The 18,040-nt window shown below is 60.9% G+C and carries 17 protein-coding genes; 6 read left to right on the top strand and 11 right to left on the bottom strand.

Features of this window, described 5'->3' with window-relative positions:
- Positions 1–37: 37 nt before the first annotated feature.
- The gene (gene pdxB / locus M5B97_RS03235; RefSeq protein ID WP_248730729.1) at positions 38–1,180 is read right to left on the bottom strand and encodes a 4-phosphoerythronate dehydrogenase PdxB; all 1,143 of its coding nucleotides are present in this window, start codon (positions 1,178–1,180) and stop codon (positions 38–40) included.
- Between the two features lie 255 nt (positions 1,181–1,435).
- Here pdxB and M5B97_RS03230 point away from each other — a divergent pair, with 255 nt between their 5' ends.
- Entirely contained in the window at positions 1,436–2,836 is a 1,401-nt protein-coding gene (locus M5B97_RS03230) for an MATE family efflux transporter (protein WP_248730728.1), read from the top strand.
- A gap of 35 nt (positions 2,837–2,871) precedes the next feature.
- On the opposite strand, the gene tusA is transcribed toward M5B97_RS03230, so the two are convergent.
- Both tusA and rlmM read right to left on the bottom strand, forming a co-directional pair.
- Positions 2,872–3,123: a sulfurtransferase TusA gene (gene tusA / locus M5B97_RS03225; RefSeq protein WP_123715090.1), complete on the bottom strand. Its 252-nt coding sequence runs from the start codon at positions 3,121–3,123 to the stop codon at positions 2,872–2,874.
- A gap of 27 nt (positions 3,124–3,150) precedes the next feature.
- A complete protein-coding gene (rlmM, locus tag M5B97_RS03220; protein WP_248730727.1) occupies positions 3,151–4,227 on the bottom strand; it encodes a 23S rRNA (cytidine(2498)-2'-O)-methyltransferase RlmM in 1,077 nt (358 codons plus the stop codon).
- Positions 4,228–4,423: 196 nt separating this feature from the next.
- Between rlmM and acnA the strand changes: the two genes are divergently transcribed.
- A complete protein-coding gene (acnA, locus tag M5B97_RS03215) occupies positions 4,424–7,165 on the top strand; it encodes an aconitate hydratase AcnA (protein WP_248730726.1) in 2,742 nt (913 codons plus the stop codon).
- 52 nt (positions 7,166–7,217) lie between these two features.
- Here the strand turns inward: acnA and M5B97_RS03210 are convergent, their stop codons facing one another.
- Together M5B97_RS03210 and cysK are read right to left on the bottom strand one after the other, a co-directional pair.
- The gene (locus M5B97_RS03210; RefSeq protein WP_123715087.1) at positions 7,218–8,156 is read right to left on the bottom strand and encodes an aspartyl/asparaginyl beta-hydroxylase domain-containing protein; all 939 of its coding nucleotides are present in this window, start codon (positions 8,154–8,156) and stop codon (positions 7,218–7,220) included.
- Positions 8,157–8,265: 109 nt separating this feature from the next.
- Entirely contained in the window at positions 8,266–9,240 is a 975-nt protein-coding gene (cysK, locus tag M5B97_RS03205) for a cysteine synthase A (RefSeq protein WP_123715086.1), read from the bottom strand.
- A gap of 124 nt (positions 9,241–9,364) precedes the next feature.
- Between cysK and M5B97_RS03200 the strand changes: the two genes are divergently transcribed.
- From M5B97_RS03200 to M5B97_RS03190, 3 genes are all read left to right on the top strand, one after another.
- Positions 9,365–10,438 (top strand): DUF748 domain-containing protein, encoded by a 1,074-nt coding sequence (locus tag M5B97_RS03200; RefSeq protein WP_248730725.1) that lies wholly within the window; start codon positions 9,365–9,367, stop codon positions 10,436–10,438.
- 99 nt (positions 10,439–10,537) lie between these two features.
- Positions 10,538–11,383: a MoxR family ATPase gene (locus M5B97_RS03195; RefSeq protein ID WP_060753128.1), complete on the top strand. Its 846-nt coding sequence runs from the start codon at positions 10,538–10,540 to the stop codon at positions 11,381–11,383.
- The gene (locus tag M5B97_RS03190; protein WP_248730724.1) at positions 11,383–12,561 is read left to right on the top strand and encodes a VWA domain-containing protein; all 1,179 of its coding nucleotides are present in this window, start codon (positions 11,383–11,385) and stop codon (positions 12,559–12,561) included. The genes M5B97_RS03195 and M5B97_RS03190 overlap by 1 nt, the downstream gene beginning before the upstream one ends.
- Before the next feature lie 55 nt (positions 12,562–12,616).
- On the opposite strand, the gene M5B97_RS03185 is transcribed toward M5B97_RS03190, so the two are convergent.
- Genes M5B97_RS03185 through M5B97_RS03175 form a run of 3 tightly spaced genes read right to left on the bottom strand, consistent with a single transcriptional unit; the run spans position 12,617 to position 14,969 of the window.
- Positions 12,617–13,531 carry a biotin-dependent carboxyltransferase family protein gene (locus M5B97_RS03185; protein WP_123715083.1) on the bottom strand — a complete coding sequence of 305 codons (915 nt, stop codon included), beginning with the start codon at positions 13,529–13,531 and terminating at the stop codon, positions 12,617–12,619.
- Positions 13,528–14,232, bottom strand: a complete 705-nt coding sequence (gene pxpB / locus M5B97_RS03180) for a 5-oxoprolinase subunit PxpB (protein ID WP_248730723.1) — start codon at positions 14,230–14,232, stop codon at positions 13,528–13,530. Before pxpB ends, M5B97_RS03185 begins: the two co-directional genes overlap by 4 nt.
- Positions 14,229–14,969, bottom strand: a complete 741-nt coding sequence (locus M5B97_RS03175; protein WP_123715081.1) for a 5-oxoprolinase subunit PxpA — start codon at positions 14,967–14,969, stop codon at positions 14,229–14,231. Before M5B97_RS03175 ends, pxpB begins: the two co-directional genes overlap by 4 nt.
- Positions 14,970–15,142: 173 nt before the next feature.
- On the opposite strand from M5B97_RS03175, the gene M5B97_RS03170 reads away from it, so the two are divergent.
- A complete protein-coding gene (locus M5B97_RS03170) occupies positions 15,143–16,063 on the top strand; it encodes a LysR family transcriptional regulator (RefSeq protein ID WP_248730722.1) in 921 nt (306 codons plus the stop codon).
- Positions 16,064–16,130: 67 nt separating this feature from the next.
- Here the strand turns inward: M5B97_RS03170 and M5B97_RS03165 are convergent, their stop codons facing one another.
- Genes M5B97_RS03165 through M5B97_RS03155 form a run of 3 tightly spaced genes read right to left on the bottom strand, consistent with a single transcriptional unit; the run spans position 16,131 to position 18,022 of the window.
- The gene (locus M5B97_RS03165; RefSeq protein WP_123715079.1) at positions 16,131–16,673 is read right to left on the bottom strand and encodes a DUF2937 family protein; all 543 of its coding nucleotides are present in this window, start codon (positions 16,671–16,673) and stop codon (positions 16,131–16,133) included.
- An 11-nt stretch (positions 16,674–16,684) separates the two neighbouring features.
- A complete protein-coding gene (locus tag M5B97_RS03160; protein ID WP_123715078.1) occupies positions 16,685–17,461 on the bottom strand; it encodes a class II glutamine amidotransferase in 777 nt (258 codons plus the stop codon).
- Between the two features lie 30 nt (positions 17,462–17,491).
- A complete protein-coding gene (locus M5B97_RS03155; protein WP_134657921.1) occupies positions 17,492–18,022 on the bottom strand; it encodes an MFS transporter in 531 nt (176 codons plus the stop codon).
- Positions 18,023–18,040 lie beyond the last annotated feature (18 nt).

Genomic DNA, 18,040 nt, shown 5'->3' with positions numbered 1-18,040 from the left:
TGGGATTAGCCTCGATGGCCGGGTTTTTTATTGACGATTAAATCGTTACCGCACCCAAGGCGGACACGATGTTCGACAAGGCCGCCGATTCGCCATTGATCCGCACACGCAGGCCGTCGATCTCGCGACGCTCCGGATAGTGCTTGCGCAGCAGGTCGAATGCCTTGCGCTGCTCGCTTACGGTTCCCACGAGGCTACGACGAAAATCCGCATCATCACGGCGCGGGTCGTACACGCTGCGACACAAGGTCGCCAGCGCCCAGGCCGGGTCGGTCGAGGCATTCAGGTGTACCTGCGCCAGCCATGGCGGCGGCAGCAGATCACTCAGCTGAATGCCGGGTTCCTGGCTCAGATGCGCACAGAGCGCTTGATAGATCTGCGCCGTACCGCGTTGCTTGCCGTCCAGGCTGTAACCGGCAATATGCGGTGTAGCCAGCACGCACAGGTCAGCCAGTTCCACGTCCACCTGCGGCTCGCCTTCCCACACGTCCAGTACCGCCTGCAGGTCTTCACGGGCCAGCAACACGTCGCGCAGGGCCGCGTTGTCGACCACCGGACCACGGCTGGCATTGATCAGCCATGTGCCTGGCTTGAGACGATTGAGGCGCTGGCGATCAAGCAGATGCCAGGTGGAGCCATTGCCGGATTGGGTCAACGGCGTGTGCAGACTGATCACATCGCATTGCTCGATGATCTGCTCCAGGCTGACGTAATCACCGTCTTCAGCGATCTGACGCGGCGGGTCGCACACGCGTACATCCCAGCCCAACCCCTTGAGCACCTTGACCAGACGCCCGCCCACCTCACCAGCGCCGACCACGCCGTAGGTGCGCTGCCTGAGGTCGGCACCTTCAATTTCCGCCAAAGTCTGCAAGCTGCCCAGCACATAATCCACCACGCCCCGCGCATTGCAGCCGGGAGCACTGGACCAGGCGATACCGGCCTGCTTGAAATACTCCAGGTCCAGGTGATCGGTGCCGATGGTGCAAGTGCCGACAAACCGCACCGGTGTCCCCTCCAGCAAGGCACGGTCGACGCGGGTCACCGAACGCACCAGCAAGACATCGGCCTGCTCAACCGTGGCGCGGTCGATGGAGCGACCGGGCACCCGGCGAATTTCGCCAAACCCTTTGAAGAAGGCATCGAGCAGCGGGATATTTTCGTCGGCAACAATCAACATGGCAGGCTCCTTTCGCGGACTGGCAGTGTAACAGTGCGTATCCCCTGTGGAAGGGGGCATGCTTCCGATAACGGTGGATCAGTTACACATGCTCCACCCGCCATACCGCAATCGGACGCCGGCCCTCTTCCACGCTGGATTTGGGCCATGAGCACGGACGCTTACAAATCCGCAACACAGGTTTTTTCCTGACCATCATGTCAAGGCGTAGAATCCGCCGTCCTTGCGTTTCCCCTTATTCCTGGACACCCGTACGTGAACACTGCCACCGCCACCCTCACCCGCCCCGCCCGTATCAGTCGGGAAGTGCGCGGCCTGCTGACCCTCGCCCTGCCGATCATGATCGGCCAACTGGCAACCACGGCGATGAGCTTCGTCGATGCGGTGATGGCCGGGCGCGTCAGCCCACAGGATCTGGCTGCGGTGGGCCTGGGCAATTCGATCTGGATTCCGGTGTATCTGTTGATGACCGGCACCCTGCTGGCCACTACGCCAAAAGTCGCCCAGCGCTACGGCGCCGGTCAGTTCAGCGAGATCGGCCCGCTGGTGCGTCAATCGCTGTGGCTGGCGCTGGTAGTGGGGATCATCGGAGCATTACTGCTGCTCTGCGCCGAACCCATCCTGCACGCCATGAAGGTCGAGCCCGACCTGATCAAACCCTCCATGGGTTACCTGCACGGTATCGCCGCAGGCATGCCGGCCGTCGCGTTCTATTACGTATTGCGTTGCTTCAGTGATGGCCTGGGTCGCACGCGGCCGAGCATGGTCATGGGCCTATGCGGGTTGGCGCTGAACATTCCACTGAACTACATCTTCATCTACGGCCACCTGGGCGTACCGGCCATGGGCGGCGTAGGCTGCGGTTGGGCCACGGCCATTGCCATGTGGGTGATGACGCTGGGCCTGGCCGTCTGGACCCGCTGGGGCTCGGCCTATCAGAGCAGCGAGTTGTTCAAGCGTTTCGACTGGCCCCAGTGGTCGGTGATCAAGCGTGTGCTGGGCATCGGCCTGCCTATCGGCGTCGCGATCTTTGCCGAGTCGAGCATCTTCGCGGTGATCGCCCTGCTGATCGGCAGCCTGGGCGCTACGGTGGTGTCGGGGCACCAGATCGCGCTGAACGTCAGCTCCCTGGTGTTCATGATTCCCTACTCCCTGAGCATGGCGGTCACCGTGCGTGTCGGCCAGGCCCTGGGCCGTGGCGAGCCGCGTGAAGCGCGCTTTGCCGCGGGGGTCGGCATGGGCACGGCGCTGGCGTACGCCTGCGTGTCCTGCAGCCTGATGCTGTTGTTCCGTGAACAGATTGCGACGATCTACACCCCGGACCCGGTGGTGATCCACCTGGCCTCGACATTGATCGTGTTCTCGGCGTTGTTCCAGTTCTCGGACTCGATCCAGGTCACCGCCGCCGGTGCGCTGCGTGGCTACCAGGACACCCGGGTAACCATGGTACTGACCTTGTTCGCCTATTGGGGCGTGGGCCTGCCGGTGGGTTATGCCTTGGGCCTGACCCCTTGGCTCGGCGAACCCAGCGGCCCAAGCGGCTTGTGGCAAGGGCTGATCGTAGGCTTGAGTTGTGCGGCGGGGATGTTGCTGGTGCGCCTGGCGCGCAGTGCGCGCCGACGCATCCGTGCAGATAAGGCGCGGGCTCAAGCCTGATTCCGGTCTTACGCTTAATTGAATTGCATTAGGGGTCAAGCCAGCTTTTTGCGAATCCAGTACAGGTAGGTACCGGCCTGTTCCTGCTGATCCACCAGTTCGTGGTCAAGGAACACGCAGAACTTGGGAATATCGCGGCGGGTCGACGGGTCGGTCGCGATCACCTTGAGCAAGCCGCCTGGCGGCAGGTCGCGGATGTGTTGGTGCAGCATCATCACCGGCTCCGGGCAATTGAGGCCCGTTGCGTCTAGGGTGCCGTCGACGGCGGTGTCACTGATATCGCTCATCATCTACTCCTGGAACAGGCGCTCAGTTTATAGGGCCTTGGCTTTCTTCACATCCACCAGCCGACGCAAGTGGCACGTCACTTCTTCACGATCGTGATACAGCTGCTTGCAACCGATCTCCACGCGAATCCCGCGCGCCTTGAAGCCCTCCTCGATACGCTCCAGCAAGCGCTTCACTTCGGCATAACGCTGCTTCATCGGTAACTTCAGGTTCACCACCGCCTCACGGCAATGCCCCTCGCCGATCCAGGTTTCCAGCAGCGCCGCGTTACGTGCAGGCTTTTCGACGATATCGCAGACCATCCAGTCCACCGGCTGCTTGGGCACAAAGGTGAAGCCGTCGGCCATCAGGTGCTGGACCAGGCCGGTGTCCATCAGGCTTTCGGCCATGGGGCCGTTGTCGATGGCGGTCACCAGCATGCCGCGATTGACCAGTTGCCAGGTCCAGCCACCCGGCGCCGCGCCCAGGTCGACGCCGGTCATGTCGCCGTGCAGACGCTCGTCCCACTGTTCACGCGGGATAAAGTGGTGCCAGGCCTCTTCCAGCTTCAAGGTCGAGCGGCTCGGCGCTTCACGCGGGAATTTCAGGCGGGGGATGCCCATCGGCCACATCGCCGAATTATTCGACTCGGCCAGGCCCATGAACACTTCCCGGCCACTCTTGAAGGTCAGCAGCAGGCGCGGCTTGCTCGGGTCGTCTACCAGCTTGCCGGCGTTCAACAAGGCTTTGCGCAGGTGCACCTCAAATTTCTTGCAGAAGTTCGACAGTTCCTTCCCGTCGTTGGTATCGACCATCTCCAACCACAGGCTGCCGCACACCGGGAAGCCTTGCAGGTGAGCGAGGATCACGCTGATGCGGTCAGTTTCCGGCAAGTCAATAAACACCCCGCGCGCCCACTGCCTTGGGAAGATCAACTCGGCAAAACGCTGGCCGTGCATCAGGCGCTGGGCGCCGTCTTCTTCGGTGCAGACAAATTCGGCGCAGGCGCTGCCGGTCTTGGCCTTGGCGTAGCCGGAAACGTTCAGGCGCGCGGCATGTTCCGAGATCTCGGAGCAGACTTCGCCTTCAAAACCCGGGCGGCAGTGCATAAAAAGGGTGTTCATCAACTCTCCTGGTGAATCAACCGGCTTGCGCTATCGCAATACCTGTCATGAAAACCCGCGCATGATAACGGAGTTCGGAACCTTGGACTTAACGATAGAGTCCAGTTATTAGCCTGCTAATGAAAACAGGGCTAACGTGTAAAGCTCTGTTCGCCCCGTCAGGTCCGTAGCCGTGCGGACCATAAGGAGTCGTGTCATGTCATCGCTTGATAGCCTGAGAACCCTTAAAACACTGGAAATAGACAACAAGACCTATCACTACTTCAGCCTGCCCGAAGCCGCCAAGAGCCTGGGTGACCTGGACACGTTGCCGATGTCGCTCAAGGTGCTGCTGGAAAACCTGTTGCGCTGGGAGGACGCCAAGACCGTCACCGGTGCCGACCTCAAGGCCATCGCCGCCTGGCTCAAAGAGCGCCAGTCCGACCGTGAGATCCAATACCGCCCCGCCCGGGTGCTGATGCAAGACTTTACCGGCGTACCCGCCGTGGTCGACCTGGCCGCCATGCGTGCCGCGGTGGCCAAGGCCGGGGGCGACCCGCAGCGCATCAACCCGCTCTCGCCCGTGGACCTGGTGATCGACCACTCGGTGATGGTCGACAAATTCGGCACCCCAGGCGCGTTCGAGCAGAACGTAGACATCGAAATGCAGCGCAACGGCGAACGCTACGCCTTCCTGCGCTGGGGCCAGAGCGCCTTCGACAACTTCAGCGTGGTGCCACCGGGCACCGGCATCTGCCACCAGGTCAACCTCGAATACCTGGGCCGCACCGTGTGGACCAAGGACGAAGACGGTCGCACCTACGCGTTCCCCGATACCCTGGTGGGCACCGACTCCCACACCACCATGATCAACGGCCTGGGCGTGCTGGGCTGGGGTGTGGGCGGGATCGAAGCAGAAGCGGCGATGCTCGGCCAACCCGTGTCGATGCTGATTCCGGAAGTGATCGGCTTCAAGCTCACCGGCAAGCTGAGGGAAGGCATCACCGCCACCGACCTGGTATTGACCGTCACCCAGATGCTGCGCAAAAAAGGCGTGGTCGGTAAATTCGTCGAGTTCTATGGCGACGGCCTCGCCGACCTGCCTCTGGCCGACCGCGCCACCATTGCCAACATGGCCCCGGAATATGGCGCCACCTGCGGCTTTTTCCCGGTGGACGAAGTGACGCTGGACTACCTGCGCCTGTCGGGCCGCCCGACAGAAACCGTCAAGCTGGTGGAGGCATACACCAAGGCCCAGGGCCTATGGCGCAACGCGGGCCAGGAGCCAGTGTTCACCGACACCCTGGCGCTGGACATGGGCAGCGTCGAAGCCAGCCTCGCCGGGCCGAAACGCCCGCAGGACCGGGTGTCGCTGCCCAATGTGGGCCAGGCGTTCAGCGACTTCCTCGACCTGCAATTCAAACCCGCCAGCAAAGAAGAAGGCCGCCTGGAAAGCGAAGGCGGCGGTGGCGTCGCTGTGGGCAATGCCGATCTGGTGGGCGAAACCGACTATGAAGATGATGGCCAGACCTATCGCTTGAAAAACGGCGCGGTGGTGATCGCCGCAATCACCTCCTGCACCAACACCTCCAACCCAAGCGTGATGATGGCGGCCGGGTTGGTGGCAAAAAAAGCCGTGGAAAAAGGCCTGACCCGTAAACCCTGGGTCAAGAGTTCCCTGGCGCCCGGTTCCAAGGTGGTCACCGATTACTACAAGGCGGCGGGCCTTACCCAATACCTGGATAAACTCGGTTTCGACCTGGTCGGCTACGGCTGCACCACCTGCATCGGCAACTCCGGCCCACTGCCCGAGCCGATTGAAAAAGCCATCCAGAAAGCTGACCTCACCGTCGCTTCGGTACTGTCCGGCAACCGTAACTTCGAAGGCCGCGTGCACCCGCTGGTGAAAACCAACTGGCTGGCCTCGCCGCCGCTGGTGGTGGCCTACGCCCTGGCCGGTACGGTGCGCATCGATATCAGCAGCGAACCGCTGGGTAATGACAAGGACGGCAAACCGGTGTACCTCAGGGACATCTGGCCAAGCAGCAAGGAAATCGCCGACGCCGTGGCCCAAGTCAGCACCGGCATGTTCCACAAGGAATACGCCGAGGTGTTTGCCGGGGATGAGCAATGGCAAGCGATTGAAGTGCCGCAGGCCGCGACGTACGTGTGGCAGAAGGATTCCACCTACATCCAGCACCCGCCGTTCTTTGATGACATTGCCGGGCCTTTGCCGGTGATCCAGGATATCAAAGGCGCCAATGTGCTGGCCCTGCTGGGGGATTCGGTGACCACTGACCACATCTCCCCTGCCGGTAATATCAAGACCGACAGCCCCGCCGGCCGCTACTTGCGCGAGCAAGGCGTGGAACCGCGCGACTTCAACTCCTACGGTTCACGTCGGGGCAACCATGAAGTGATGATGCGCGGCACCTTTGCCAATATCCGTATCCGCAACGAAATGCTCGGCGGCGAGGAAGGCGGCAATACGTTGTACATCCCCACTGGCGAGAAAATGGCGATCTACGATGCGTCGATGAAGTACCAGGCGTCGGGCACGCCGCTGGTGGTGGTTGCCGGGCAAGAATACGGCACCGGTTCCAGCCGCGACTGGGCAGCCAAGGGTACCAACCTGCTGGGGGTCAAGGCGGTGATCGCCGAGAGTTTCGAGCGTATTCACCGCTCCAACCTGGTAGGCATGGGCGTGCTGCCGCTGCAGTTCAAACTGGACCAGAACCGCAAGACGCTCAAACTGACCGGCAAGGAGAAGATCGACATCCTTGGGCTGACCGACGCCGAGATCGAGCCGCGGATGAACCTGACGCTGGTGATTACGCGCGAAGATGGCAGTACGGAGAAGGTCGAGGTGTTGTGCCGGATTGATACCCTGAACGAAGTCGAATACTTCAAATCCGGGGGCATTCTGCATTACGTCCTGCGTCAGCTGATCGCGTCCTGATACACGCTGGAGAGCAAATGAGGGAGCGGGCAAGCCCGCTCCCTCATTCCAATCAGCCGAACAACCACTTCCACAGCAGCACCAGTACCACTACCGCCAGTACCGGCCGCGCAATACGGTAGGCCTTGGGATGCTTGCGCTTCCACTGCTTGACCACACCACTGAACTTGTCGCTGAAGGTCTTGCTCCAGGCGTAGGCCTGGTTGATCCCGCCTACGCGTTCGTCATCCAGGTTCTGCGGCGCGGTGGCGCGGCCCAGTTGCTTGCTGACCCAGCGGTTGATGCGGGTCATCAGGCGGTTGCTCAGGGGGCGCTCGATGTCACAGAACAGGATGACACGGGTATGCTCGGTTTCGTTCTTCACCCAGTGCACGTAGGTTTCGTCGAACATCACGTCTTCACCGTCACGCCAGGCGTAGACCTGGCCATCGACGAAGATGCGGCAGTCGTCGGAGTTCGGCGTGGACAGGCCCAGGTGATAACGCAGGGAACCGGCAAACGGGTCGCGGTGCGGGTTCAGGTGGCTGCCGCCCGGCAACAGCGCGAACATCGCGCCCTTGACGTTAGGGATGCTGCTCACCAGTGCCACGGTTTTCGGGCACAGCGCTTCGGCAGAGGGCAGCGGCTTGTCGTACCACTTGAGGTAGAAACGTTTCCAACCCTTTTTGAAGAATGAGCCGAAACCGGCGTCGTTGTTCTTTTCGGCGGCGCGGATGTAACCCTCGTCGAACAGGTGCATGGCCTCTTCGCGGATCACCTCCCAGTTGTCCTTGAGCACATCCAGCTCCGGGAACCTGGTGCGGTCCAGGTAGGGTTTGGACGGCACCGCCGAAAACAGGTACATCAAGGCGTTATACGGGGCGAACAGCGCCGAATGGTTGACGAACTGACGCAACACAGGCAAACGCGCCTTGCCGCGCAAATGCACGTACAGAATGCTGCCGATAAAAAGCGACAGCACCGACAGTTTGGCGGCCAAAGAAAAGGTCATGCAGCAACTCCTGAAAATAAGCGCCTGGCCAACAGCAGACGTAGCAGCCGGCCATGATAAACACTTGGGCCAGTATGCAGAAGGCCCAGCGTATTGGCGCTGACTCAAATCAAGCCTGGTTCTCTTGCTCGGTAAACAAATCACTGAACAGCATGCTCGACAGGTAGCGCTCGCCGGAGTCGGGCAGGATCACCACGATGGTCTTGCCCTGCATTTCCGGCTTCTCGGCCAGGCGCGCGGCCACCGCCATGGCGGCGCCGCAGGAAATACCGCACAAGATCCCCTCTTCCTGCATCAGGCGCAGCGCCATGGCCTTGGACTCCTCGTCGCTGACCAGCTCAACGCGGTCAACCATCGACAAATCGAGGTTTTTCGGCACGAAACCGGCACCGATTCCCTGGATTTTATGCGGGCTGGGCTTGATCTCTTCACCGGCCAGCGCTTGAGTGATCACCGGCGAGACGATCGGCTCGACGGCCACCGACAAGATCGGCTTACCGGCAACGTTCTTGATGTAACGCGACACGCCGGTGATGGTACCGCCGGTCCCCACGCCCGCCACCAGCACATCCACGGCGCCATCGGTGTCGTTCCAGATTTCCGGGCCGGTGGTTTTTTCGTGGATGGCCGGGTTGGCCGGGTTTTCGAACTGGCCCGGCATAAAGTACCGGGACGGGTCGCTGGCAACGATTTCGCCGGCTTTTTCAATCGCGCCCTTCATGCCTTTGGCCGGTTCGGTCAGCACCAGCTCGGCGCCGAGGGCCTTGAGCACTTTACGCCGTTCGATGCTCATTGACGACGGCATGGTGAGCAGCAGTTTGTAGCCACGGGCCGCGGCGACAAAAGCCAGGCCGATGCCGGTGTTGCCGGAGGTCGGCTCGACAATGGTCATGCCAGGCTTGAGTTTGCCGGTGCCCTCGGCATCCCAGATCATGTTGGCGCCAATGCGACACTTCACCGAATAGCCCGGGTTACGCCCTTCGATCTTGGCCAGGATGGTCACGCCACGCGGTGCGATGCGGTTGATCTGAACCAGGGGCGTATTACCGATGGAGTGCGCGTTGTCTGCAAAGATGCGGCTCATGACGGGTCCTTGAGGCTGTTTGGAGAATGGCCCAAGGGTATGCCTCGTCATCCGGGGCGTCCAGTCAGAGGAACGTTGCGCCCGCGCCAATGGTCCATCGCCTATACCGTTGGAGAACCTCACTATGAAACGTCGTTACAGTGGGCTGCTATGGATCGTCGCCGTACTGGTGGTGGTGTTGATCGCCCTGGACCTGGCCCTGCCCTATCTGGTGCGCAATTACCTCAACGACAAGCTCGCCGACATGGGCGACTACCGTGGCCAGGTCACGGACGTGGATGTGGCCCTGTGGCGCGGCGCCTACAAGATCAACGGCCTGCAGATCGTCAAGGTCGACGGCAAGGTGCCGGTACCGTTCGTCAAGGTGCCGATGATCGACCTGTCGGTGAGCTGGCATTCATTGTGGTACGACCACGCCGTGGTAGCCGAGGTGCAGTTCTTCAAGCCGGAGCTGAATTTTGTCGACGGTGGCAACCAGCAATCCTCACAAACCGGTAAGGGCACCGACTGGCGCGAGCAGTTGGGCAAACTGTTGCCCATCACGCTCAACGAAGTGCGCATTGAGGACGGCAAGATCGCCTTCCACAACTTCACCTCCAAGCCGGCGGTGAACATCAATGCCAGCTCGGTCAACGCCAGTTTCTATAACTTGACCAATGTGGTCGATGTCAAAGGCAAGCGCGGCGCCAGCTTCGAAGGCAAAGCCCTATTGCAGGGCCAGGCACCGTTGGAAGCCAACGCCACCTTTGACCCGCTGAGCAATTTCGAAGATTTCGAATTCCGTTTTCGCGCCAAGGACCTGCAACTCAAGCGCATGAACGACTTCGCCTCGGCCTACGGCAAATTCGACTTCAAGGCCGGCACCGGCGATGTGGTGATCGAGGCCCAGGCCGAAAAAGGCCAGTTGACCGGCTATATCAAGCCGTTGCTGCGCGATGTAGAAGTGTTCGACTGGAAGCAGGACGTTGAAAACAAGGACAAGAACATCTTCCGCTCGATCTGGGAAGCCGTGGTTGGCGCCAGCGAAACTGTGCTGAAAAACCAGAACAAAAACCAGTTTGCCACCCGAGTAGAGCTCAGCGGCAGCGTGCACCAGCAAAATGTCAGCGCGTTCTCCGCGTTTCTGGCGATTTTGCGCAACGGGTTTATCCAGGCATTCAATGCACGCTATGAACAACCCAAGCCCTCGGCGAATTGAACGTGACCGGTCATTCAGAGACTGAATAAGCCGCCTGCGTTCACAGTCGCCGGGGCTGCGAGGTATAGTCCGGGCATTGATGAATTCGAGGAATGACCGATGAAGTTCGAAGGCACCCAGGCCTACGTTGCCACTGACGACCTGAAACTGGCTGTCAACGCTGCCATCACTCTGGAGCGGCCCTTGCTGGTCAAGGGCGAACCGGGCACCGGCAAGACCATGCTCGCCGAGCAACTGGCCGAATCCTTTGGCGCCAAGCTGATCACCTGGCACATCAAGTCCACCACCAAGGCCCATCAGGGCCTGTACGAGTACGACGCGGTCAGCCGCCTGCGCGACTCGCAGTTGGGCGTGGACAAAGTCCACGATGTGCGCAACTACCTGAAGAAAGGCAAACTCTGGGAAGCCTTTGAATCTGAAGAACGCGTCATCCTGTTGATCGACGAAATCGACAAGGCCGACATCGAGTTCCCCAACGACCTGTTGCAGGAACTCGACAAGATGGAGTTCTACGTCTACGAAATCGACGAGACCATCAAGGCCAAAAAACGCCCGATCATCATCATTACCTCCAACAACGAAAAAGAACTGCCGGACGCCTTTCTGCGCCGCTGCTTTTTCCACTACATCGCCTTCCCCGACCGCACCACGCTGCAAAAGATCGTGGATGTGCACTACCCCGATATCAAGAAAGAGCTGGTCAGCGAAGCGCTGGACGTATTCTTCGACGTGCGCAAAGTGCCGGGCCTGAAGAAAAAGCCTTCCACTTCCGAACTGGTCGACTGGCTCAAATTACTGATGGCCGACAACATCGGCGAAGCCGTGCTGCGCGAGCGCGACCCGACCAAGGCCATTCCGCCCCTGGCCGGTGCCTTGGTGAAGAACGAGCAGGACGTGCAGTTGCTGGAGCGCCTGGCCTTCATGAGCCGTCGCGGTAATCGATAATGTTGCTCAACCTGTTCAATGAGATGCGCGCAGCCAAGGTGCCGGTGTCGGTACGCGAGCTGCTCGACCTGATCAAGGCCCTGAAACAGCGCGTGACCTTCGCCGACATGGACGAGTTTTACTACTTGGCCCGGGCGATTCTGGTCAAGGACGAGCGGCATTACGACAAATTCGACCGAGCCTTCGGCGCCTACTTCAACGGCCTGGAAAAGCTCGACGACCACCTGCAGGCGCTGATCCCCGAAGATTGGCTGCGCAAGGAATTCGAACGCTCGCTGAGCGATGAAGAACGCGCGCAGATCCAGTCCCTCGGCGGCCTCGACAAACTCATCGAGGAATTCAAGAAGCGCCTGGAAGAACAGAAGGAACGCCACGCCGGCGGCAACAAATGGATCGGCACCGGTGGCACCAGCCCGTTTGGCTCCGGGGGCTACAACCCCGAAGGCATCCGCGTCGGCGATGCCGGCAAGCGCCAGGGCAAGGCCGTGAAGGTGTGGGACCAGCGCGAGTACAAAAACCTCGACGATCAGGTTGAGCTGGGCACGCGCAACATCAAGATCGCCCTGCGCCGTCTGCGCAAGTTTGCACGCCAAGGTGCGGCGGAAGAGCTGGACATTGACGGCACCATTGACCACACCGCGCGTGATGCCGGCCTGCTGAATATCCAGATGCGCCCGGAACGGCGCAACACCATCAAGCTGCTCTTGCTGTTCGATATCGGCGGCTCGATGGACGCCCATGTGAAGACCTGCGAAGAGCTGTTCTCCGCGTGCAAGACCGAGTTCAAGCACCTGGAGTATTTCTACTTCCATAACTTCGTATACGAGTCGGTGTGGAAGAACAACCAGCGCCGCACCTCGGAGCGTACCTCCACGCAAGACCTGCTGCACAAGTACGGCGCGGATTACAAAGTGATCTTCATCGGCGATGCGTCGATGGCGCCCTACGAAATCACGCAAGCCGGCGGCAGCGTCGAGCACTGGAATGAAGAGCCAGGGTACGTGTGGATGCAGCGCTTCATGGCCAAGTACAAGAAGTTGATCTGGATTAACCCGTATCCGAAGGACACCTGGGGGTATACGGCGTCGACGGGGATTGTGCGGGAGTTGGTGGAGGATCAGATGTATCCGCTGACACTGCGCGGCCTGGAAGAAGGCATGCGCTTCCTCTCGAAATAACCCATCACCCCCTGTAGGAGCGAGCTTGCTCGCTCCTACAGGGGGTCAGGGTCGTTCAAGGTCGGTTGAACCGCTGCAGATACTCGATGTGCTGCCGATGCGCCGTCTCTTGCACCACCGGCGCCAACCTGACCTTCTCCCCCGGCAGACACTGCGCCAGCCGCGCCAGCGACAACGGCGTCAATGCCCCCAGGCGCGGATAGCCGCCAATGGTCTGGCGATCATTGAGCAACACAATCGGCTGCCCATCCGGCGGCACCTGGATCGCCCCCAGCGGAATCCCTTCTGAAATGAGCGAAGGCCCTTGGTAGTGCAACGGCGTGCCCAGCAAGCGCATGCCCATGCGATCGGCGCGGCTGTCGAGCGCCCATTCGGTGTTGAAGGCATCGAACAGGCTTTGGCCGCTGAACCGGCCGATCTGCGCGCCCACGATCACCTCCAATGCCGCCTTGGCCGGCAGGGTCGGATCGCTCAGCACCTTCATCGCACCGCCCACACCGGAATACGCCAGGCGACCGCCTTCGGCCAATGCCTTGCCGAAACCATCCACCCCGCCCAATTCTTCACGCGCGACAGTGGCACAACTGCCGAGTACATCCGGCGCGTCAAACCCGCCCGGCGCCGCCAGGTAGGCTCGCGCCCCGCTGAAAGGTTGGGTGAAACGCAAGCGCTGGCCCTTTTGCAGGATGAAACTGCGGCCGGGGCTGATCGCGCGCTCGTCGACATAGGCGCCCAGATCCGCACCGGCCAGGGCCAGCAGGCAATAATCCTCGGCCTGCACGGTAAAACCGCCCAAGGTGATTTCCACCACCGGTGCATCCAGCGCATTGCCCAGCAGCCAATTGGCCCAGGACATCGACACCCAGTCCAACGCTCCGCCCTGGGTCACGCCCAGGTGGCGCACGCCAAAGCGGCCGGCGTCCTGCAACAGGCACAACGGCGTGCTGGCCTCGATCAACAAGCGGCTCATGCCTGCGCCTCCAACGGCGTGTCATCGCCACCCAGGTTGATGAATTCAGCATGGCCAACCGCCTCGAAGCGCACCGTGTCGCCGGGCTGCATCAGGCTGTAGCCGTCTCGTTCGCGGTCAAAGAGTTTGGCCGGGGTGCGGCCGATCAGGTTCCAGCCACCCGGCGACACCACCGGGTAGGCGGCAGTCTGCCGTTCGGCGATGCCAACGCTGCCGGCCGCCACGCGTTTGCGCGGCGTGTTGAGGCGCGGTGCGGCGAGTCTTTCATCCACAAGCCCCATAAAGGCGAAACCCGGGGCAAAGCCGAGGGCGAACACCTGGTATTCATGGGCGGTGTGACGGCCGATCACGTCGTCTATCGACAGGCCGCTACGCTGGCTGAGCAAGGTCAGCTCAGGACCGACACTCAGGTCATACCACACCGGCAACACATGGGACTGCCCGCCGCCCTGAACCTGAGGTTGCAGGTCAGTCAGCGCCTGCTCGATCAGTTGCCGTGCCTGGGCCGGGCTCAACGCCGTGAGATCGTAATGCACCATCAACGTGGTGTAGGACGGCACCAGATCCACCAGCGCCGCGCCGAAACCTTCGCGCAAGCGCTGAGTGGCGGCGAGCATCCAAGGCATATTGGCTTCGGCAATCACTTCAAACAGACGCACCATCAGGCAGTCAATGGCTACCACTTCAATGCGTGGTCTCATGCTGACTTCAACGCCTCGCGAATGCGTTGCACCGCGGCGATCGAACTGGCGTTGTCGCCGTGCACGCACAGGGTATTGGCCTGCAACATCAACGCGCTGCCGTCGCTGGCAGTCAGGGCTTCGCCACGGGAAATGGTCAGGGCTTGCTGCAGGATAGTGTCGGAATCGTGATGCACGGCCCCCGGCAACTGACGGGAAACCAAGTGGCCCTGGGCGTCGTAGGCACGGTCGGCGAACGCTTCAAACCACAGGATCACACCGTATTCATCACCCAGGGCCTTGGCCGCGCTGTTGTCGCGGGTGGCCAGGAGCATTAGCGGCAAATCGCCATAGGCCGCCACGGCCTGGATCACCGCACGCAATTGCGTGGGGTTGGCCATCATGTCGTTGTACATCGCGCCATGGGGTTTGACGTAGCTGACCCGTCCGCCTTGAGCGCGGCAAATGCCGTCGAGAGCGCCGATCTGGTAATGCAGCAGGTCCTGGATTTCCTGGGGTGTGTAGGCCATGGAGCGACGGCCGAAGCCTTGCAGGTCCTGGTAGGCCGGGTGTGCACCCACTTGCACGCCGTGCTTGAAAGCCAGGCTGACGGTCTTGCGCATGATGCTCGGGTCGCCGGCATGGAAACCGCAAGCCACATTGGCGCAATCGATGAACGGCATGACCTCGGCATCCAGACCCATGGTCCAGTTGCCGAAGCTCTCGCCGATATCACAATTCAATAACAGACGGCTCACGGTGGGCGCTCCTGTAGGCGTTGTTTTTTGTAGTGTGGGATTTTTTACCCGGAACTCGCAACTTGTCCTCATACCCCAACGACGCTTATCGTGGAATGACTCGATTTTTGGCGTTTGCCCGGTGCGACGTCCAACTAATAAAAACCGATCCATGCATAAGAAAAGTTGATCCCATGAATTTGAAGTTCCTCGAAACCTTCGTCTGGGTGGCCAAGCTCAAGAGCTTTCGACTGACCGCCGAAAAGCTGTTCACTACCCAGGCCTCGATTTCCAGCCGCATCGCCGTGTTGGAAAGCGAGTTGGGCGTGAAGCTGCTTCTGCGCGACTCACGGGGCGTAAGCCTGACCCCGGAAGGCTTGAAGGTGCTCGATTACGCCGAGCAGATGATGGTGACCATGCAGGGCTTGAAGCAGTCCCTGGAAACCACCAGCAGCAAAGTCGGGCGCATTCGGATCGGCGTAATGGACACCGTCATCCACACGTGGCTGAGCCCGCTGGTGGCCGAACTGATGGATCATTTCCCCTTGGTGGAAATCGAGTTGATCGCCGATACCGCATTGAACCTCAGCGATCAGCTGCAAAAAGGCTTCCTCGACCTGATCCTGCAAACCGACCTGCTGCGCCTGGAAACCGTGCGCAGCCTGGAACTGGCCAGCCATCCCATGGCCTGGATCGTCGCCAGTCACTCGATCTACCACCGCGACTATGCCTCCCTCGCCGAACTGGCTCAGGAACGCATCATCACTTATTCGAAAAACTCCCACCCGCATCAGGACGTACTGAGCCTGATGCAGGCCAACGGTGTGGCCGCGCCACGGATGAACTGCGTGAATTCGGTGTCGGCGATTACGCGTTTGCTGCGCGATGGTTTCGGAATTGGTGCGCTGCCGCCGGTGTTGGTCAGCGAGGAACTGGCGCGGGGGGAATTGGTGATGTTACCCATGGCGCAAAAACTGCCAAATCTGCAGGTCGTGGTGTCGTGGCGCGTGGGAGTGGAATTGGTGGAGGAGATTGTGGGGCTGTGCCGCAAGGTCGTCGCCCGCTATGCCGCGCAAGTCGGCGAGGAGCGGATGCTGCTGAGCACACCCACTTGACTGAAAAAACCGGGTTAACCAGGTGGGAAGAGGCAACCCCCTCCCACCTCTGGATGTGTGATGACGCTTAGAGGCCCTTGAGGTCCCGCTCTTCAATCGGCCGGCTCTGGCGCATGCGCTTGCCGCCCAACACGATCCAGTCGATCAGGCGAAACAGGCATTCCAGCCCGAACGACAACAACATCGCCCCACCCAGCCCCCACCCCATGGCTTCGGGGGTCAGCAGGATCTGGTAGCTGTAGCCGTTCCAGGTTTCCAGACGAATGTCCGGGTCGGCGGCCACCGCCACCTGCAGGGCACGGATATACCAGGGGCCTTGCATGGCCTGGAATTGCTTGTCCAACGCCACCTGGCGGTCGAGCAAGGTGCCCAGGCTGTTGGCATCGCTGCGGAACACCGGGTCGTCACTGGCGCGGTAATGCGCCACCAATGCCTGCAAATCGCCGTTGAAGAACTGCTGCGCGGTGGCATCAAAGCCACGCAGGCCGGTCTGGGCTTCAATCAGATGGGCTTCGACGCGCTTGGCGTAGTCGTTGATAAAACCCGGCACTTGCACACCGACCAACAGGCCAATGGCAAACAGCACCAACCGCAGATAACTGAGCAACATGGTCGATATCCTTACTCGGTAACGCCCTGGCTGACGCATTCACCGCGTCGCCACAGGCTCCATTGGCCCGGTTCGTAGCGGGTCCAGTTTTCGTTGTCGGTCAAAGGCTCGGTAGCAATGACCGTTACCACGTCGTCAGGCGTGGTTTCGGCCTGAAAATCGACGATCACGTCGACATCTTTCAAGCGCGCCGGACCAAAGGGGGCGCGGCGGGTGATCTGCGCCAATTTGGTCGAGCAGTAGCAGAATAGCCAGTCGCCGTCACTGAGCAGGCAGTTGAACACGCCTTTGCTGCGGTACTCCGCGCAAGCGGCGATCAGGTCCGGCAAGACCTGCTCGATGTCCACCGGCTCCGGGAAGGCCTCGCGTACACGGTTGAGCAAGTCGCAGAACGCCGCTTCGCTGTCGGTATCGCCCACCGGGCGGTAGAACGTGGCACGGGGGTTGAAGTCCGCCAGTTGGCCGTTATGCGCAAAACACCAGTTGCGCCCCCACAGTTCACGCACGAACGGGTGGGTGTTGGACAGGCACACCTTGCCCACATTGGCCTGGCGTATATGGCCGATCACCACTTCGCTTTTGATGGGATAACGCTGCACCAGCAAGGCGACTTCCGACTCACTGCTGGCAGCCGGGTCCTGGAACAGGCGCAGGCCACGACCTTCATAGAAAGCAATGCCCCAGCCATCGCGGTGGGGGCCGGTACGCCCGCCCCGCTGCATCAGCCCGGTAAAGCTGAATACGATATCGGTAGGGACGTTGGCACTCATGCCCATTAATTCACACATGCCAGGGCTCTCGCTGCGGGGCGGACAACGTTAAAGGCGCGGCTCGACCCGTGCACCACTGACCGGTGCCGGGCGACGGAAGGGTTCCTCATCGTCCTGCTCGGCGGCCAAAGCGGCATCGACAGCCGCCTTGCGCTCGCGACGGGCATTGGCGGCACGCTCGATAGGCCAGCGGATCAACACGAACACGAGATACACGGCAAACGCGATCATCGTGTACATGAACAGATCGGAAATGGCCCGCCAGGCGTTATTGCCGACCTTGAGCACCAGGTCCATGGCGGTGATGGCCACCGCCGGCGCGAACTGGGTCTTGACCGGGTCGACGATGGTCGGGCTGAACAGCACCACGGCCATCAGCAATTGCAGCGGCTCGCGCAGCCAACGCCAGATCCAGCGGGTCAGGCGCCACCATACCAACAGGCAGCCCAAAGCGGCGAAGGCGTAAAGGCCCCAAGCGGTCAGATAGTCGTTCTCGGTCATGGTGTCCATGGCAAGGTAGGCAAACAGGCGGCTATGATAACGGCTTTTGCGTGTCTCGGCTGCAATGCCTGCCACCATCCGCCAGACAGAGAGTAT

The organism is Pseudomonas sp. MWU13-2517 (assembly GCF_023242545.1).
Taxonomy (GTDB): Bacteria; Pseudomonadota; Gammaproteobacteria; order Pseudomonadales; family Pseudomonadaceae; genus Aquipseudomonas.
This window is presented reverse-complemented; position numbering and strand designations above follow the sequence as displayed.

Bases quoted from the DNA above. Each gene is read 5' to 3' on its own strand.
- pdxB (WP_248730729.1), bottom strand. From the start codon at position 1,180: ATGTTGATTGTTGCCGACGAAAATATCCCGCTGCTCGATGCCTTCTTC.
- tusA (WP_123715090.1), bottom strand. From the start codon at position 3,123: ATGAGCGATATCAGTGACACCGCCGTCGACGGCACCCTAGACGCAACG.
- rlmM (WP_248730727.1), bottom strand. From the start codon at position 4,227: ATGAACACCCTTTTTATGCACTGCCGCCCGGGTTTTGAAGGCGAAGTC.
- acnA (WP_248730726.1), top strand. From the start codon at position 4,424: ATGTCATCGCTTGATAGCCTGAGAACCCTTAAAACACTGGAAATAGAC.
- M5B97_RS03210 (WP_123715087.1), bottom strand. From the start codon at position 8,156: ATGACCTTTTCTTTGGCCGCCAAACTGTCGGTGCTGTCGCTTTTTATC.
- cysK (WP_123715086.1), bottom strand. From the start codon at position 9,240: ATGAGCCGCATCTTTGCAGACAACGCGCACTCCATCGGTAATACGCCC.
- M5B97_RS03200 (WP_248730725.1), top strand. From the start codon at position 9,365: ATGAAACGTCGTTACAGTGGGCTGCTATGGATCGTCGCCGTACTGGTG.
- M5B97_RS03195 (WP_060753128.1), top strand. From the start codon at position 10,538: ATGAAGTTCGAAGGCACCCAGGCCTACGTTGCCACTGACGACCTGAAA.
- M5B97_RS03190 (WP_248730724.1), top strand. From the start codon at position 11,383: ATGTTGCTCAACCTGTTCAATGAGATGCGCGCAGCCAAGGTGCCGGTG.
- M5B97_RS03185 (WP_123715083.1), bottom strand. From the start codon at position 13,531: ATGAGCCGCTTGTTGATCGAGGCCAGCACGCCGTTGTGCCTGTTGCAG.
- pxpB (WP_248730723.1), bottom strand. From the start codon at position 14,232: ATGAGACCACGCATTGAAGTGGTAGCCATTGACTGCCTGATGGTGCGT.
- M5B97_RS03170 (WP_248730722.1), top strand. From the start codon at position 15,143: ATGAATTTGAAGTTCCTCGAAACCTTCGTCTGGGTGGCCAAGCTCAAG.
- M5B97_RS03165 (WP_123715079.1), bottom strand. From the start codon at position 16,673: ATGTTGCTCAGTTATCTGCGGTTGGTGCTGTTTGCCATTGGCCTGTTG.
- M5B97_RS03160 (WP_123715078.1), bottom strand. From the start codon at position 17,461: ATGTGTGAATTAATGGGCATGAGTGCCAACGTCCCTACCGATATCGTA.
- M5B97_RS03155 (WP_134657921.1), bottom strand. From the start codon at position 18,022: ATGGTGGCAGGCATTGCAGCCGAGACACGCAAAAGCCGTTATCATAGC.